Source organism: Fibrobacter sp., from assembly GCF_045112255.1.
Classification (GTDB): Bacteria; Fibrobacterota; Fibrobacteria; order Fibrobacterales; family Fibrobacteraceae; genus Fibrobacter.
The window spans coordinates 112,297-126,839 of record NZ_JBGUHR010000099.1 but is presented as its reverse complement, the minus strand read 5'-3'; the positions used below and the strand labels follow the sequence as shown (position 1 = coordinate 126,839).

Sequence of the window (14,543 nt, the reverse complement as noted above, 5' to 3'; positions counted from 1 at the left end):
TCGATTACATCTGGGCGTAAATGCGCTGCCAGCCTTCTTCCGGAATCTGGGCGCCCATCACCTGGACCACTTCATTCGAGACGATACTACCGAGCTTGCCCGAGCGTTCCATATCCCAGCCGTTCATGTAGCCGTAGAGGAATCCCGATGCCCAGAGGTCACCAGCACCCGTCGTGTCGATAGCCTTTGCAGCACCAGCAGAAACACGAGTCACCACGCCATCCTTAGCGATCAAGGCACCGCGCTTGCCGATCTTCACGACAGCGACCTTGGCCTTCTTGGCCAAGACTTCGAGAGCCGCTTCTTCCTTGACGCCGGCATAAGCAAAGGCTTCATCTTCATTTGCGATGATGATATCGATCATCTTTTCTTCGAAGAGTTCATCAAACAGCTTGCGGCAAGCTTCGACCACGCCGAACGAGCTAAAGTCGAGAGCCGTTTCAACGCCGAGGCTGCGAGCAAGCGTAAACGACTTCTTGAAGCATTCGCCGTTAAATGCGCGATAGCCTTCAGCATAAAGAAGGCCCACATCGTCATAGAGAGCCGGCGTAAAGTCATCCGAACCAAGGAAGTCCGAAGCGCCAAGGTAAGTCCACATGGAGCGCTGGGCATCCGGAGTCACGGCAGAGAACACGCAGCCCGTAGCGACATCGCTCATCCCAAGCTTCGATTCCACACCGTTATTCTTCAAGTGTTCCTGGAAAAGCTTACCAAGTTCATCATCGCCAATCTTGCTGATAAAGGCAGCCTTGCCATGCAAGCGGGAAAGACCCACCATGGTATTGCAAGTCGAGCCACCCGGCACACGAATCGGATTTTCGAGCGCACCAAGGAACTTTTCCATCTGCGGCCAATCGACCATGTTCATGCCGCCCTTCTGGACGCCCTGTGCAGCAATCCATTCGTCGCTCACATTTGCCAAAATATCAACAAGGGCTGCGCCCATACCAAGAACTTTCTTCATTAGAATCCTCCGCGACGGCGACGCAACTTGTCACCCGCTTTCAATAAAAATTCACGTTCCGATTCACTCAAGGACTGGATGCCACTGCGTTCCACCTTCTTGAGGATCTCGTCCATGCGTTTCTGTTCATCGACGTAGAACACTTCACCTTCGAGAACTTCCGGCTCTTCAGAATTGCGCGAATAAGAGCGCGAACCCGAGCGACGGTCTCGATTAAACTTTTCTGGATTGCTTGAGAACAAGCGGAAAATAGCCGAAAGCGGAGAATGGTAAAGCACCTTCGGACCATTCTGGAAAACAGCCATGTAAATAAACCCGGCAACGACACCGCCCAAGTGGGCAAAATGCGCAATCATGTCGCCCGAATTTGCAAAAAGAATGTCAAGCGCAATCATCACCCACATGGCATGCTTGATTCGCATCGGGATGACAAAGAACATGAGAATCATGCGCTCCGGGAAGAACTTGTAATACGCGACAAAAACGCCCATCAAGGCGCCCGACGCACCAATAATCGGATTGTTCGTAAGTCCGAGCAAGCACATGAAAAAGCTGAACAGCGCAGCAAAAATGCCACAGAAAAAGTACATCGAGATAAAATGACGCGTTCCCATCCATTCTGCGACTTCAGAGCCGAACATCCAAAGCATCAGCATATTGAAGAAGAAATGCATGAAGTCGAAATGGATGAACATGTACGTCACGTAACGCCAAAGTTCGAGCGGAACTCGCGGCATAAATGCACCAAAGTAGCTGATGTAATCCGTCAAGGTTCCGTATCCAGCCCCCAGATTAACTTCAAGTCCACGCCCAAGAAAAGCGATAATAAATACAGCTGCATTCGCAAGCAAAAGCGTCTGCAAAGCTTTGGGCAAATATTTAAACGGTTTCATAAACCTTCCTATACTCTTTTAAAAGCATTGACACCATATTCTTCGGCACGTATTTAGAGATAAGACTCTTCTGTTCGGTTGCACTTCGGTTCGCACCGCACTTGAGAAGTTCACGCACCAAGGTACTGCTCACAACGAGATGTTCCTGAGCGCTAAGCAGAAGCACCGTTTCAACGCCGCCCTTGCCGTAAATGACCTTGTTATTCCAGGCGGCCGCCTGTTCTGCTTCCAGGTCTGCGGAATTGCGAATCCCGCGTACCAGATAATGCGCCCCGACGGACTTCATAAAATCGACAGTCAGCCCACTGTGAACTTTGACCGAGACATTCGAGAATCCAGAGACAGCCGCCTCCACCATCGCCTTGCGCGTCTCGGCGTCAAACAAGTTTTTCTTGCTTGCATTCTGGGCAACGAGTACAATCAGGGAATCAAAGATGCCCGCGGCACGCTTCACAAGATCCAAGTGCCCCACAGTAAACGGATCGAAAGAACCTGCAAAAACCGCCACGCGGCGTTCGCGCCCTTCCTCCACAATCGATTTTTTCTGTGCTTTTGATTTCCACACCATGTGGTATAATTTACAAAAATCACGCCCTAATAAAAATCACGCCCTAATAATTATCAGCGACGACTCGCCATAGCGGCGAACTTGCCCTTGGAAATCGTCACCTTTCGCCCATTCAGGCAACTTGCGGCTCGGAGCCTCGAAGACGGCCACGCCGCCAGGGTTCAGCCATTCGATAAACGGTCGCAAGTCTGGGTATTCCATGTCCTTAAACGGCGGATCCGCATAAATCAAGTCAAAACCGCCATCGGCACAGACAATTTCCTTTTTCAGCGTAAGCACACTCGTTTCCAGAAGCTTGAGCCTGGAATCCATGCCGACCGACTTGTACGAGCGTTCGATCATCTTCGCCTGCGGGCGAGCAAGTTCCACCGCAGTAACGCTTGCAGCCCCACGGCTCAGCGCCTCAAGCCCCATGATGCCACTGCCGGCAAAAAGGTCCAGCATGCGAAAACCATCGACGCCCTGCAAAATGTTAAAGAGAGCTTCCCTCGTGCGAGAAGCTGTCGGACGCGTCTTCATGGTATCCGGGGACTCGATGTTGCGCCCCCGCAACGAACCGCCTGTAATACGAATCGGCATACTAGCGAAGCACAAGCATTTCGATACGCATGTTCGTAACCAGATACTTCTTAGCAAATCTAAGATCGGTCTTCGAGACACCCATGCGAATCGGAGAATTAGCAAATGCATTCAGGAAATTCAACAAGTCGGCAAAGTCCGCAGTCGAAGTCACCTGATAGGCATAGCGCTTATACACGCCGAAGTCCTCAACTATCGGCTTTTCAGTTCCCTTCAGCTGCACTTTGTGCGTAGAAGCGAGCGTCTTGAGAGCCTTGACTTCGGCTCCCACTTCAGAAGCAGGAACAAAGCCGCGCACAGCATCAAGGTGCACCTGCGGAACCGAGAACTGTCCGAAGGCAGCCACTTCAGTTGCAGCTTCCGATGCAATCGGGGACTGGAACGACTTGCTCACCGCCTTAAGCCTATCCATAAGCGTGTGCTGCGACGAAGCCTTCATCGCGATACCGCGAAGGTAATAGTAGTTCGGAGCCTGGAACACGCATTCAGAGAATCCAATATCGTCCGGTGCGGCAGTGTTGAGGAACGACAGGAACTGGGCCAGCGCCGTTTTCTGGAACGAAATCTTTTCCAGCGGGAGATAGCTATTGTAGCTCGTTCGTTTGTTATTAAACAAAGCCTGGGGGTTGATTTCCTTTACGATTTCCCTAACAGGCATTGCGGCACGAGCTTTAGCCAATGCTTTCTGCTGTTCTGCAATCTCTTCGGCGGTCGGACCAGCAGGGGCCGTCTTAGTCGGAGTACTCCCCTTCGCGCCAATCAAGTTGAGGTAAGATTCCGGGAAAACGCCATCCAGCGCCGCCGGAACCCCATTCATGCTCAAGTAACCGCTAAAACCAAGCACGGCAGCGACAACAACAGCAGCAACAGTCAAATACTTTTTCTTGTAGCGGCGTTCCACATCCGCAACATTCGTCACATGCAAATGCTGCGAAACACTACCGATGGTGGAATTCTTTTCCGCCACCGCAATAAGGTTCATGTGAATCATACACCCTCCATCTGATTGAGAGCAGCACCAACAGCGCCGACACAGCAAATCATGTCAACGGGGTTCACGCTTTCGTCACACGGGAGCTGCGACAAGTTTGTCATCAGCGACACCTTGTAATCGCTCAACTTTTCCATGAGAATATTCACGAACTGCTCGTTCGAAGCCATTTCGCCGCACAAGCGCACGTCGGTCACACCGTTGACGGAATTCTCAGACTGGACAAGCTTCATCTGTTCAACAATTTCGTTTGCAAGGATCGGGTACGCCATCTCTTCAGTCTTTCCGACCATCGAAAGCGTCGAAACGCAGCGCAAGGCAAGGAGTTCGTCGCGACGCATCCAGGCAAGCGTCACGCCCGTAAAGTCAGCCTTCACAACGCACACTGCATCCTTGATCTTTTCGCCAACATCCATTACATTCATGAGCGAAAGCACATCGACTTCCATAGACTTCGGCGAGAGCACACGGGAGCGGAAGCCCTTGCGCAAAGCATCGACCCATTCCTTGCGGACAGCCATGATCAGTTCATTATACCCGAGAGTATCGTCACCGCTCAACGTGATGGAATCGACAACATAAGCGCTCACATCGGCGTTGGTGAAAAGTTCCATATACCATTTCAAATACTGAGACTTGCTTGCAACAGCCTCTTGCGGCACGTAGACCTTGCGGATAATAGACATCGTCGCAGGCATCGTCACCGAAGTCGCTTCGATATCCTTGATCTGGTTTTCGTCCACCCACTGCTGGAGCATGCTCTCAAAAAGGAAAATATCGTAAATGGGATTGGTTTCAGCAGGGAGGACCGCAGCCTTGACCACCATCTTTGCAGTCGCGTCCACAAGGGCGACCTTCATAGAGGTGTCACCAACTTCAATACCTAGATATAACTTCGTATCGCTCATATATATGCTTATGTAAAGTTTTATATCCTAAAACTAATCAAAAATTATCGATTGTAACATGTTTTCGAGCTTTTTCTTTCCAATTCCATGCACTTTTTTGAGGTCAGAAGGTCCTTTGAATGGCCCTGCGGCGTTTCGGCGCTCGATAATTTTGTCAGCAAGCTTTGGCCCCACCCCCTTTATGGCGCACAAATCGTCGGCACTTGCCGTATTGATATTCAGCGGGAACGAGACCTTTTTCTTCGCCTTACGGTGACGCTCCGTCGATTTCGGGCCGGGATCCGCAAGGGGTATTACTTTGTCGGTATCGTAAGCCTGGACTGTACTAGCATCTGCAACCGGGACAGCATCAGAAAACGCACCCGGTGATGCGTCAGGAGTACCCCCCGGTGATGCATTTGCAACAACTATAGCGTCTCCGACTTCGAATGTCTCGATAGACGGGAGTCCCCACGGGAGGTAGCGGACGGTTAAGCCAATGATAAAGAGGATGATTGCGAGTTTGAGAATTCTTTTTTCAGATGCGTTCATTGCCTTTTCTGAGAGGTTCATCTAGCAAAGGATATAGCAAACGATCTAGCAAAATATTCTCGACGTGGGTCGCGTCCGACGGAACGTCCACGGAAATGCTCGGGTAAGCGCTCTCGACAATGCGGATCGGGCGGCGCCCAAGAATTCGCATCTGTTCCAGCGAGCGTTCCAGCTCAATTTTACTCTGCGGAAGCGACGCAAACTCGTCGCGGGATTCACGGGAGTAAGCGTAAATGCCTTGGTGCTGGAACCAGAGGTTCGCTTCTGCAGGCGGCACAGACCTTGTAAAGTCGACCGCCACACCGTCGCGCACGAGCACTTTCACGACGGTCTTGAGTTCAGCTTCTGCGGGGTTCAGCGGGCATGCGACCGTCACCCAGCATTCGGGGTGTTCCGAGAGGTCTTTTGCGACATCGCGGAGCACGGAAGGTTCAACAAGAGGCTCGTCGCCCTGGAGATTCACGACCAGGTCAAGGCCAAGCTTTTTGGCGGCCTCCGCCACGCGGTCGGAACCGGTTGCACATTCGCCAGTCATCACGCAATCAAAGCCAGCCGCCGTGACCACAGCTTCGATTTCTGCGCTATCCGTCGCACAGACGATGCGATCAAAGCAATTGGCGAGGAGCGCGCGTTCCATGGTACGGACAATCATCTCCTTGCCATTGAGCTTCAGGAGAGGCTTTCCCGGGAATCTGGACGAACCCATGCGGGCCGGAACGATGCAGCTGACCATGTGGCAAAATTATAGAAAGCCACCTCCTCGAACACGTCATTGCGAGGAGCGTAGCGACGCGGCAATCTCCGACTACATCACCTTCGGGATGGCGAAGTGGTCGTTTTCCACAGCCGGAGCGTTTGCAAAAGCCTGTTCAAGCGTAAAGCCCTGTACCGGCACATCTTCACGGAGGATGGTAGCGCCGTTTTCAACAGCTGTCATCGGTTCCACGTTAGAAAGGTCCAAAGCCTTCAATGCTTCGAGATGGTCGAGCATCTTGTCCAAGTGACCCTTGATAGCCGGGATATCTTCTTCTGCAATGCTCAGGCGAGACAACTTCGCGAGCTTCAAAACTTCTTCACGTTCAAGCATAAAAAACCTCTTTTTTTACAGGATGCAAGATAGAATATTTTAGTAGGAAGTAGGAAGTAGACAGTAGGAAGTAGACAGAAAATGCATTAGACGAGAGAATTATAATCGCGGCTTTGCCGCGATTATTTCAATTCCGAACTCCGCATTCCGAATTCCTAATTACTATCCTATCACTTCCAATGCGGCGTACTTGAGGATGATGGTGCGGTTCATGTTCTCGCGGTCAAAGCGCACATCGACACGAGCGTTATCGCCACTGCCATAAGCCTTCATAATCACGCCCGTTCCATACCTGGAATGGCGAACGCGGGCGCCCTCGTGGTACGGATTGTCGTACTCGATTGTCGGGCCAGACGGTGCAGGCGATTTCACGACCTTCACCGGATTGCGGTACACGATGTGCTTGTCGTTCTTCTTGATAGAGGCTGGCACAGGCGCCGGTCGAGAGCCATACGAGCCGTAAGAACCGCCACCGTACGAATTGCCGGAACCACTCCCATAGCCGCGAGAGCCGCCGCCATAAGAACTATTGCCATACGAGCGGTTGCCATAGGAATTACCCGAACCCGAGTTGCCATAAGACGGACGAGAGCCATAATTCGACGAACCGTAAGACGGCTTGGAACGCGTATTGCCCACAAAATCAGGAACAGACGGGCGCGTATTCAAGCACGGCGTAAAATCAACCACAGACGGATCCAGTTCCTTGAGGAAGCGCGACGGCGCAAACGGGCGGATGTTTCCTTGGAAGAACCTTCGTTCCGCATGGTACAGATAAAGTTTCTTTTCGGCGCGGGTACAGCCCACGTAGAACAGGCGGCGTTCTTCTTCCATCTGCTCGTTGATTTCGGCCATCGAGAGCATCGAAGTTCCACGCACGAGCGGGAAGATTTCATCATCGCAACCGGCAAGGTGAACCGTATTGAATTCCAGGCCCTTCGCCATGTGAATCGTCATAAGCGTCACAAGGCCCTTAGACGTATCGACCTTCTTGTCGCCATCCGTCAAGAGCGAAATATCCTGCAAGAACGCATCAAGCGTTGCGCCCGGATGTTCTTCGTCAAATTCGCGGATAGCGTTGATCATTTCGTCCAAGTTCGCAATGCGTTCGTCGGCCGTGACTTCATCTTCCTTGCGCAAGAAGTCCTTATAGCCCGTATCGTTGATGATATGTTCAGCAAGAATCGGAAGCGGATACTCGCCAGAAGTCATCATGTTCTTCCAGTTCGTTACAAGGTCCGTAAAAACTTTCAGCTTCGGAGCGCCGCGCCCCGTGCCGTTCGCCTCAGCCAACAAATTGTCCCAGAACGAACCCTCGCCCGCCTTCACCTTGGCGAGCACACCTTCGACTGTCGTCTTGCCGATGGCACGCGGCGGAGTGTTAATCACGCGCAAGTAGGCGGCATCGTCTTTCTCGTTTGCAAGTACGCGCAAATAGGCAAGCACATCCTTGATTTCTTTGCGGTCCCAGAACCTTGTACCGCCAAAAATCACCGACGGGATGCGCAAATCATTGAGCGCCTTTTCAAGTACTCGGGACTGCGCGTTCGTGCGGTAGAAAATGGCCGTCTTGGCATAAAAATCAGGCCCCGCCTGCGCCACCGTCTTTGCAATGTTCGAAGCTTCGGCACGATCATCTTCAAAATAGCGCACGTGAATGAGTTCGCCCGCTTCTTCCTTGGAAAACACGTTTTTCTGCATTTCGGCAGGACGGACGTTATGAGCAATCACGGAACCCGCACCCTTCACAATGTTTGCGGTCGAGCGGTAATTGCGTTCGAGCTTTACAATCGTCACCGGAGCAAAATCGCGGTGGAAGTTGCGGATAATCTTGATGTTTGCGCCTCGCCAGCCGTAAATACTCTGGTCGTCATCGCCCACCACCGTTACGTTTTTCTTTTCCCTGTTGATCAGCAACTTCAAAAGTTCATACTGAACGTCGTTCGTATCCTGGTATTCATCCACGACAACGTACTGGAAACGTTCCCTCAGCTGTTCCGCCAAATTCGGGACCATCTGCAACATGCGAACCGTATTGAACAGCAAGTCATCGAAGTCCATTGCGTTCGATTCCGCAAGCTTTTTCTGATAAGCCGCGTAATAGCGGGCCTTGCGTTCTTCGTCGGCAAATTCGGCGTTCAAAGCAGCCACATCCGGCGTCTGCAAGACAGCCTTGTCGTTCTTGTACAAGACCGTATTCTTGAAACGGGAAATCGCGCTGTGAACCTTCTTCAGTTCATTCACATCGTAATCGTCGCCCAAATCGTCCTTCAAAATTTCCTTGAGAATGCGCTTCTGGTCGTCGTCATCGTAAATGGAAAAATTTGCGTCAAACCACTTGCCACCAAGCGCCTTGATCACGGATTCCTTCGCCAGACAGAGCTTCAAAAGCTTAAGGCAAACGGAGTGGAACGTGCCCATCCACGTGAACGGCTTACGGCAATTCAAAAGTTTCTGGATACGGTCCTTCATTTCGCGAGCGGCCTTGTTCGTAAAGGTCACCGCCAACACGCGATTGGAATCGATATTGTGGTACGAAACCAAGTGAGCAATCTTGTAAGTAATGCAACGCGTCTTTCCAGAACCTGCACCGGCCAAAATCAGCATCGGGCCGTTAATCTTTTTCGCGGCGGCCGCCTGTTCCGGGTTCAATTCTTTATCTAAAACACTATCATCAACAACATTGCATTCTACGAAATCGTCCATCTAGCACTCCTAGTCGATATACAGATGTGCAATATAGTAATTTGGTCGTTGGTCTATGGTCGTTGGTTATTAGAGATGTGACAAGAACTACTAACATTATTTTACATAAAAATACAGAACCAAAATCCTTGCTCATGCGTGTTAATATAGCAGGGGTATCTTAAATATCCCTGACACACAAAAAGGACCATATGAAATCACAAAAGTATCAATTTGTTGATAGCGGACCACATATATTTTTCCAACATTTGAATATGTTGACAAAATCAAGATACTGGAGTATATTTTAGCATGAAATTCACCGTGGAAAAAATGTCTTCGGTCATTGCTGAAATTAAAGCGTTGGAAAAAAATCAGCAAGATCTTCTGAATAAAGATTATGAAATTATCGAAAAACAAGGTATCGAGTATGTTCGCGTTCGGCCACTTCAAAAAGAAATCTTCGAAATAAAATCAAATGAATTGCGATCCTTGTTTAAATATAAGGCTGGAGCCATTATAATAATTGGAGTTGTTTTCGTAAAAAGGACTCAAAAAACGCCAAAAGACAAAATCAAACTAGCCATACAACGACTGAAGGAGGCTTAGCAATGCAATACGTTTATGTAAAGGATTCCGAAGGATTTGTTTTCAAAAAAAAAGCATCCGAAGTTGCAGCGAATGAAAAAATCATCTCCGAAAAAGAATACAAGAAAAAATCTGGAATAGCCTTATACGAAAAAAAATTTGGACACGGAGGCACCCGCGAAAACGCAGGCAGAAAAACAAAATTTTCCTTCCCTCTGAAATTTCAAATTAGAGTCACAAAGGAAGAGAAAGATTTTTTGTCTTTCGCCAGAGATAAAAAAATGGATTTTTCAGCTTTGATGAATATCGCAATGAAAGCTGATTTGTAATACTACTCATCCGCTGTGGAAGCGCCGATGGCCTGTTCCAAAGTGGTCAGACCCTGGAGAGCCTTGTTGATGCCGTCCATACGGAGCGTAATCATTTCGCAAGACTTGATGGCCTCGCGCTTGATTTCGTCACCGGAAGCGCGCTTGATCACGAGATTACGCACGGCTTCGTTCGGTACAAGGAACTCGTAAATACCGCAACGGCCCTTGAAGCCCGAGCCATCGCACTTTTCACAACCACGGCCATGATAGAACTGCATGTCCGGCGAGAGGTGGAGTTCGTCGCGAAGTTCCTGCGAGATTTCGACCGGTTCCTTGCAGTTCTTGCAAATGCGGCGCACAAGTCGCTGGGCCAACACACCCTTAATGGCGGTAGACACAAGGAACGGTTCCAGTCCCATTTCGAGCAAACGAGGGAATGCGCCGGCAGCGTCGTTCGTATGGAGCGTACTGAAGACCAAGTGACCCGTCAAAGCAGCTTCGATAGCCATTGTCGAGGTTTCCTGGTCACGCATTTCACCGATCATGATCACATCCGGGTCCTGACGGAGCAAGGCACGAATGCCCGCCGCAAAGGTAAAGCCTGCGGCATTGTTGATCTGGCCCTGGTTCACACCGTCAATATTCAATTCCACCGGGTCTTCCATCGTCGAGATGTTGATCGTGGAATCCAAAATTTCTCGAATGGAAGCGTAAAGCGTCGTAGACTTACCAGACCCCGTCGGACCAGTAACGAGCACAATGCCGTTCGGGGCATTAATGGCATCGATAAATTGCTTGAGCACACGGGGGTCAAAGCCCATTTCACGTAGCGGGAACTGACCCGAATTCGGGTCCAAAATACGCATAACGATCTTTTCGCAGACGCCGCGCTTACGCAAAGAAATCGGGAACGAGCTCACACGAAGGTCAACTTCGGATCCCTTGTAGCGCACCGTGAAACGTCCGTCCAACGGCTTACGCTTTTCTGCAATGTCCATCTTGGACAAGAGCTTGATACGCGAAAGGATCTGCGGCATGAGTCGCGCGGGAATCGGGGACATCACCTGCAAGTCACCGTCAATACGGTAGCGCAGCTTGAGGAACGTCTCTTGCGGTTCAAGGTGAATATCGGATGCATGACGCGCAATAGCCTCATGGATCAAGGTCGTCACGATCTTCACGACCTGGCGGCCTTCTTCGTCGGAAAGTTCCGGTTCATCGCTTGTACTGCTGCCGCGTTCGACTGTTTCAAGTTCATCGTCGCCAGAAGATCCAATAAGTTCTGCCAGGGATTCTTCGGCCGGGCCGTGCCCCGCAAAGAGGATGTCGATCGTCTTCTTGATGTCCTGTTCAGACGCCATGACCACATCGACATTGCGCTTGACCTTGAACTTGATGGAGTCCCTGAGACGTACGTTCGTCGGGTCCGCCATGGCAACCACGAGCGCCTGGCGAGCATCCTTTGTCACGTAAAGCGGAACAATCTTGTTCGCCTTGCACTGATCTTCAGAGATAAACTCGTAGACCTTTTCATCGAGCTTGATGGAATCGAGCTTGACGTAAGGAACTTCGAACTGGCTGCAAAGAATCTTCATCAGCTTATCTTGCTGGATGAATTTCAAATCGACAAGAATACTGCCGAGACGTTTGCCGCCCGAAGTTTTCTGCTTTTCAAGGGCCTCGTTCAGCTGTTCCTGCGTAATAAAGCCCTGGTCCAGAAGCATTTCACCAATACGCTTTTTGGTGACACTCTGCATCTGGACGCCCAAAATGTCCGTAAGCTGCTCAGGTTTTACCATCTCCGCTTTGAGAAGGACCTGAGTCAGGGTCAACTTTTTACCCTTCTGTGTCCAGAACTTGACTTCTTCTTCAGCGTACTTCAGCTGATCTTCGTTAATCAGGTTAACGCGAACCAGCAACTGTCCTAAACTGCTTGAATCCTTCATAGATGCGACCACGCCTGAGCGTTTAAAGTAATCCTACCACCAAGTTTTCTTTTCAAAGAAACTCCACTCCCACAACTTACTAAACCGACGTCGTGGATTTCGCCCCACTTGGGCGTTCCCTTCAAATATATACTATTTGTAACTTCAGAAGTAAAAAGGAGTTCATATTCTTCCCCACCATTTAGCGCAAATTTGAGGGGAGACAGGCCAAAATACTCGCACATTTCTAAAACATCGTCGTCAATGGGCAATTTTTCCTCGTCAATTTCGATGGAAACGCCAGACGAAAGCGCAAGGTGGTTCACTTCGGAACTAAGGCCATCGCTAATATCCATGCAAGCGCCATGCACCCCCTGTTTTACCAGCTGCGCCCCCGCATCTTCGCAAATTTTCGGGGAAAGGTGGTACTCGACCAGGCGCGGGAAGCGTTTGGCCTCTTCGGGATGGTTCATCAAAATCCAGAGTCCGGCATCAGATTTGCCGAGAGTTCCCGCCACAAAAACGTGGTCACCCGGTTTTGCCGCACTGCGGAGGAGCGCCGTTTCGCCATCGGTCGTGCCGAGAAGCGTTGTCGAAAACATCCCGACATCGCCTGCAACCGTATCACCGCCAATCAGCGTAATTCCTCTTCTCTCAAAGCCTTGCGCAAAAGCTTCTGCAATTCTGTTTCGAGTTTCTTCGCTCCAGTTTCTGTTCAGGCAAAGTCCAAGCAAGGCAATTTTGGGGCGACCGCCCATCGAAGACACATCCGAGACGTTGGAGACAATGTGCTTTTCGACCGCCTGTTCTGGACTAGACCAGTCCAGGCGGAAGTGCGTGTTTTCGACCGATAGATCCTTTGTTACAAGCCATCCGTCAAAGATGGCGCAGTCGTCTCCAGCAGACAGCCAGCTGCGGTATGCCGGAGGCTCTTTTCTTAAGGGGCGTGCCCCTTCCAAAATTTTTGTGACGAACCTGAACTCGCCAAGATCTGGGAATTTCATATTTTTCAAGGACAATTCAATTTTTCACCCGATAATTTAACAATAAACTTTCTATACTTAAGGCGTGGGACACATATTTTTCATAACGCCATCATCGCCAGGCAGCTTGGACAAGCTCAACCAGTGGACATTCCGCTGGCTTTTGGAACATGGCAACATGGCAGAAGATTCCACCCTCTATACTTGCAATTCCATCGAAAGCGCCCAGAGCCTTCTGGAATCTGCACTCATCATCGGTCAGTCGCCATCGCTCATCATCTTTGACCATGCCGACCACGCCACCGAGAAGAACCTGGCTTTCAGCAAGGAACTCCACAACGGCATCCCGGAATCCTGGATTATCGAGATCATCCCAGACGACATGCCGCTCCCCGAAGATTCAAGAGACGATAGCACCTTCTGGATCAGACGCCCAGTCAGCGAAGAAGAATGGTACGCCACGCTTGAAAATGTTCTGCACAAGAACGGTTGTCCGCAATGGGCAAAGTGGACCAAACACAAGAGCTATAGAGGTTTTTAAACGTGATTAAAGGCGTTAGCTATTTTGGAGTGCGCTCACCGAAGCTTGCGCTCATGGACGTTGCACACATAAAAGAAGCGGGGTTCAACGCCATTCTCCACACATGGAGCGAAGAGGACCTGCAATATTATTACGACACCATGAAGCAGATTGTAGACGAGTCTGCCGCCATGGGTCTTTCTGTTTATGTGAACCCGTGGGGCGTAGGCCGCGTGTTTGGCGGTGAAGCTTATTCGGAACTCACCGCAAGGAACCACGACATGTGCCAGGTCGCCCTCGACGGGAAACCGAAAGTGGCCGCATGCCCGAACCACCCGGAGTTCCGCGCGTACATGCACAAGTGGATTGCAGCCGTATGCGACACGAAAGTCTCGACGATCTTCTGGGACGAGCCACACTTTTACTTTGAAAAAGGCGGGCTTCAAAACTGGAGCTGCCGTTGCAAAAAATGCCGCGAAAAATTCCGTACAAAGTACGGCTACGAAATGCCCGCCGAGCTTACGGAAGACGTAAAGCAGTTCCGCGAAGAAAGCCTAATTGAATTTCTGGACGAGATGACCCGAGATGTCAAAGCGCGCGGCAAGCGCAACTGCGTTTGCATGCTCCCGCCGTGGTTTCCCGCAGGCCTCGATGACTGGAGCCGCGTCGCAAGCCTCGATGCCGTCGATGAAATCGCAAGCGATCCGTACTGGGAGCGCGGAGCAAGCGAAGAATGGGTCCGCGAAAAATACCGCGAGACCGCAAACAAACTCGTAGAAGTCGCATCCCGTTACGCAAAATCCGTACAGATGTGGATCAAGGCTTACCAGATTGAAGCAGGACGCGAAAACGACCTCGCCATCGCCGTCGAAGAAAGCCGAGCCGCAGGCATCAAGAACATCTTCGCCTGGAGCTACCGAGGCACAGAAACATTGAGCTGGCTCAAAAGCGACAACCCGGACGAAGTCGCGAATGTTTTCAGAAAAGCTCTTAAAAAACAACCCCAATAA

The 14,543-nt window shown here is 50.6% G+C and carries 16 protein-coding genes; 4 read left to right on the top strand and 12 right to left on the bottom strand.

Features of this window, described 5'->3' with window-relative positions; translation table 11 throughout:
• Positions 1-4: 4 nt before the first annotated feature.
• From ACJMM9_RS13360 to ACJMM9_RS13315, 10 genes are all read right to left on the bottom strand, one after another.
• Positions 5-964 carry an adenosine kinase gene (locus tag ACJMM9_RS13360; RefSeq protein WP_405327894.1) on the bottom strand — a complete coding sequence of 320 codons (960 nt, stop codon included), beginning with the start codon at positions 962-964 and terminating at the stop codon, positions 5-7.
• Positions 964-1,857: a rhomboid family intramembrane serine protease gene (locus ACJMM9_RS13355; protein WP_405327891.1), complete on the bottom strand. Its 894-nt coding sequence runs from the start codon at positions 1,855-1,857 to the stop codon at positions 964-966. Before ACJMM9_RS13355 ends, ACJMM9_RS13360 begins: the two co-directional genes overlap by 1 nt.
• Entirely contained in the window at positions 1,844-2,425 is a 582-nt protein-coding gene (gene coaD / locus ACJMM9_RS13350; RefSeq protein ID WP_405327889.1) for a pantetheine-phosphate adenylyltransferase, read from the bottom strand. The genes ACJMM9_RS13355 and coaD overlap by 14 nt, the downstream gene beginning before the upstream one ends.
• Positions 2,426-2,461: 36 nt before the next feature.
• Positions 2,462-3,004: a 16S rRNA (guanine(966)-N(2))-methyltransferase RsmD gene (gene rsmD, locus ACJMM9_RS13345; RefSeq protein WP_405327886.1), complete on the bottom strand. Its 543-nt coding sequence runs from the start codon at positions 3,002-3,004 to the stop codon at positions 2,462-2,464.
• A 1-nt stretch (position 3,005) separates the two neighbouring features.
• Positions 3,006-3,995, bottom strand: coding sequence for a hypothetical protein (locus tag ACJMM9_RS13340; RefSeq protein WP_405327883.1), 990 nt, complete (start codon positions 3,993-3,995; stop codon positions 3,006-3,008).
• The gene (locus tag ACJMM9_RS13335; RefSeq protein WP_173354359.1) at positions 3,992-4,903 is read right to left on the bottom strand and encodes a hypothetical protein; all 912 of its coding nucleotides are present in this window, start codon (positions 4,901-4,903) and stop codon (positions 3,992-3,994) included. The genes ACJMM9_RS13340 and ACJMM9_RS13335 overlap by 4 nt, the downstream gene beginning before the upstream one ends.
• Positions 4,904-4,936: 33 nt before the next feature.
• Positions 4,937-5,434, bottom strand: a complete 498-nt coding sequence (locus ACJMM9_RS13330; protein ID WP_254917340.1) for a ComEA family DNA-binding protein — start codon at positions 5,432-5,434, stop codon at positions 4,937-4,939.
• Complete coding sequence (locus ACJMM9_RS13325; RefSeq protein WP_405327880.1) at positions 5,421-6,167, bottom strand: 3-deoxy-manno-octulosonate cytidylyltransferase; 747 nt, start codon at positions 6,165-6,167, stop codon at positions 5,421-5,423. Before ACJMM9_RS13325 ends, ACJMM9_RS13330 begins: the two co-directional genes overlap by 14 nt.
• A gap of 72 nt (positions 6,168-6,239) precedes the next feature.
• The gene (gene gatC, locus ACJMM9_RS13320) at positions 6,240-6,521 is read right to left on the bottom strand and encodes an Asp-tRNA(Asn)/Glu-tRNA(Gln) amidotransferase subunit GatC (protein ID WP_073422954.1); all 282 of its coding nucleotides are present in this window, start codon (positions 6,519-6,521) and stop codon (positions 6,240-6,242) included.
• Positions 6,522-6,683: 162 nt separating this feature from the next.
• A complete protein-coding gene (locus tag ACJMM9_RS13315) occupies positions 6,684-9,227 on the bottom strand; it encodes an ATP-dependent helicase (protein ID WP_405327876.1) in 2,544 nt (847 codons plus the stop codon).
• Between the two features lie 291 nt (positions 9,228-9,518).
• Between ACJMM9_RS13315 and ACJMM9_RS13310 the strand changes: the two genes are divergently transcribed.
• Both ACJMM9_RS13310 and ACJMM9_RS13305 read left to right on the top strand, forming a co-directional pair.
• Positions 9,519-9,815 (top strand): type II toxin-antitoxin system RelE/ParE family toxin, encoded by a 297-nt coding sequence (locus ACJMM9_RS13310; RefSeq protein ID WP_405327873.1) that lies wholly within the window; start codon positions 9,519-9,521, stop codon positions 9,813-9,815.
• A gap of 2 nt (positions 9,816-9,817) precedes the next feature.
• On the top strand, positions 9,818-10,123 hold the full coding sequence (locus tag ACJMM9_RS13305; RefSeq protein ID WP_405327870.1) for a hypothetical protein: 306 nt from the start codon (positions 9,818-9,820) through the stop codon (positions 10,121-10,123).
• 2 nt (positions 10,124-10,125) lie between these two features.
• On the opposite strand, the gene ACJMM9_RS13300 is transcribed toward ACJMM9_RS13305, so the two are convergent.
• Positions 10,126-12,051 carry a GspE/PulE family protein gene (locus ACJMM9_RS13300; protein ID WP_405327868.1) on the bottom strand — a complete coding sequence of 642 codons (1,926 nt, stop codon included), beginning with the start codon at positions 12,049-12,051 and terminating at the stop codon, positions 10,126-10,128.
• Positions 12,048-13,034: a thiamine-phosphate kinase gene (thiL, locus tag ACJMM9_RS13295; RefSeq protein ID WP_405327865.1), complete on the bottom strand. Its 987-nt coding sequence runs from the start codon at positions 13,032-13,034 to the stop codon at positions 12,048-12,050. Before thiL ends, ACJMM9_RS13300 begins: the two co-directional genes overlap by 4 nt.
• Positions 13,035-13,098: 64 nt before the next feature.
• On the opposite strand from thiL, the gene ACJMM9_RS13290 reads away from it, so the two are divergent.
• Together ACJMM9_RS13290 and ACJMM9_RS13285 are read left to right on the top strand one after the other, a co-directional pair.
• The gene (locus tag ACJMM9_RS13290) at positions 13,099-13,554 is read left to right on the top strand and encodes a hypothetical protein (RefSeq protein ID WP_141099219.1); all 456 of its coding nucleotides are present in this window, start codon (positions 13,099-13,101) and stop codon (positions 13,552-13,554) included.
• A 2-nt stretch (positions 13,555-13,556) separates the two neighbouring features.
• Positions 13,557-14,543: a hypothetical protein gene (locus ACJMM9_RS13285; protein ID WP_405327862.1), complete on the top strand. Its 987-nt coding sequence runs from the start codon at positions 13,557-13,559 to the stop codon at positions 14,541-14,543.

Coding starts and splice junctions, on each gene's coding strand:
- ACJMM9_RS13360 (WP_405327894.1), bottom strand. CDS start 964: ATGAAGAAAGTTCTTGGTATGGGCGCAGCCCTTGTTGATATTTTGGCA.
- ACJMM9_RS13355 (WP_405327891.1), bottom strand. CDS start 1,857: ATGAAACCGTTTAAATATTTGCCCAAAGCTTTGCAGACGCTTTTGCTT.
- coaD (WP_405327889.1), bottom strand. CDS start 2,425: ATGGTGTGGAAATCAAAAGCACAGAAAAAATCGATTGTGGAGGAAGGG.
- rsmD (WP_405327886.1), bottom strand. CDS start 3,004: ATGCCGATTCGTATTACAGGCGGTTCGTTGCGGGGGCGCAACATCGAG.
- ACJMM9_RS13340 (WP_405327883.1), bottom strand. CDS start 3,995: ATGATTCACATGAACCTTATTGCGGTGGCGGAAAAGAATTCCACCATC.
- ACJMM9_RS13335 (WP_173354359.1), bottom strand. CDS start 4,903: ATGAGCGATACGAAGTTATATCTAGGTATTGAAGTTGGTGACACCTCT.
- ACJMM9_RS13330 (WP_254917340.1), bottom strand. CDS start 5,434: ATGAACGCATCTGAAAAAAGAATTCTCAAACTCGCAATCATCCTCTTT.
- ACJMM9_RS13325 (WP_405327880.1), bottom strand. CDS start 6,167: ATGGTCAGCTGCATCGTTCCGGCCCGCATGGGTTCGTCCAGATTCCCG.
- gatC (WP_073422954.1), bottom strand. CDS start 6,521: ATGCTTGAACGTGAAGAAGTTTTGAAGCTCGCGAAGTTGTCTCGCCTG.
- ACJMM9_RS13315 (WP_405327876.1), bottom strand. CDS start 9,227: ATGGACGATTTCGTAGAATGCAATGTTGTTGATGATAGTGTTTTAGAT.
- ACJMM9_RS13310 (WP_405327873.1), top strand. CDS start 9,519: ATGAAATTCACCGTGGAAAAAATGTCTTCGGTCATTGCTGAAATTAAA.
- ACJMM9_RS13305 (WP_405327870.1), top strand. CDS start 9,818: ATGCAATACGTTTATGTAAAGGATTCCGAAGGATTTGTTTTCAAAAAA.
- ACJMM9_RS13300 (WP_405327868.1), bottom strand. CDS start 12,051: ATGAAGGATTCAAGCAGTTTAGGACAGTTGCTGGTTCGCGTTAACCTG.
- thiL (WP_405327865.1), bottom strand. CDS start 13,034: ATGAAATTCCCAGATCTTGGCGAGTTCAGGTTCGTCACAAAAATTTTG.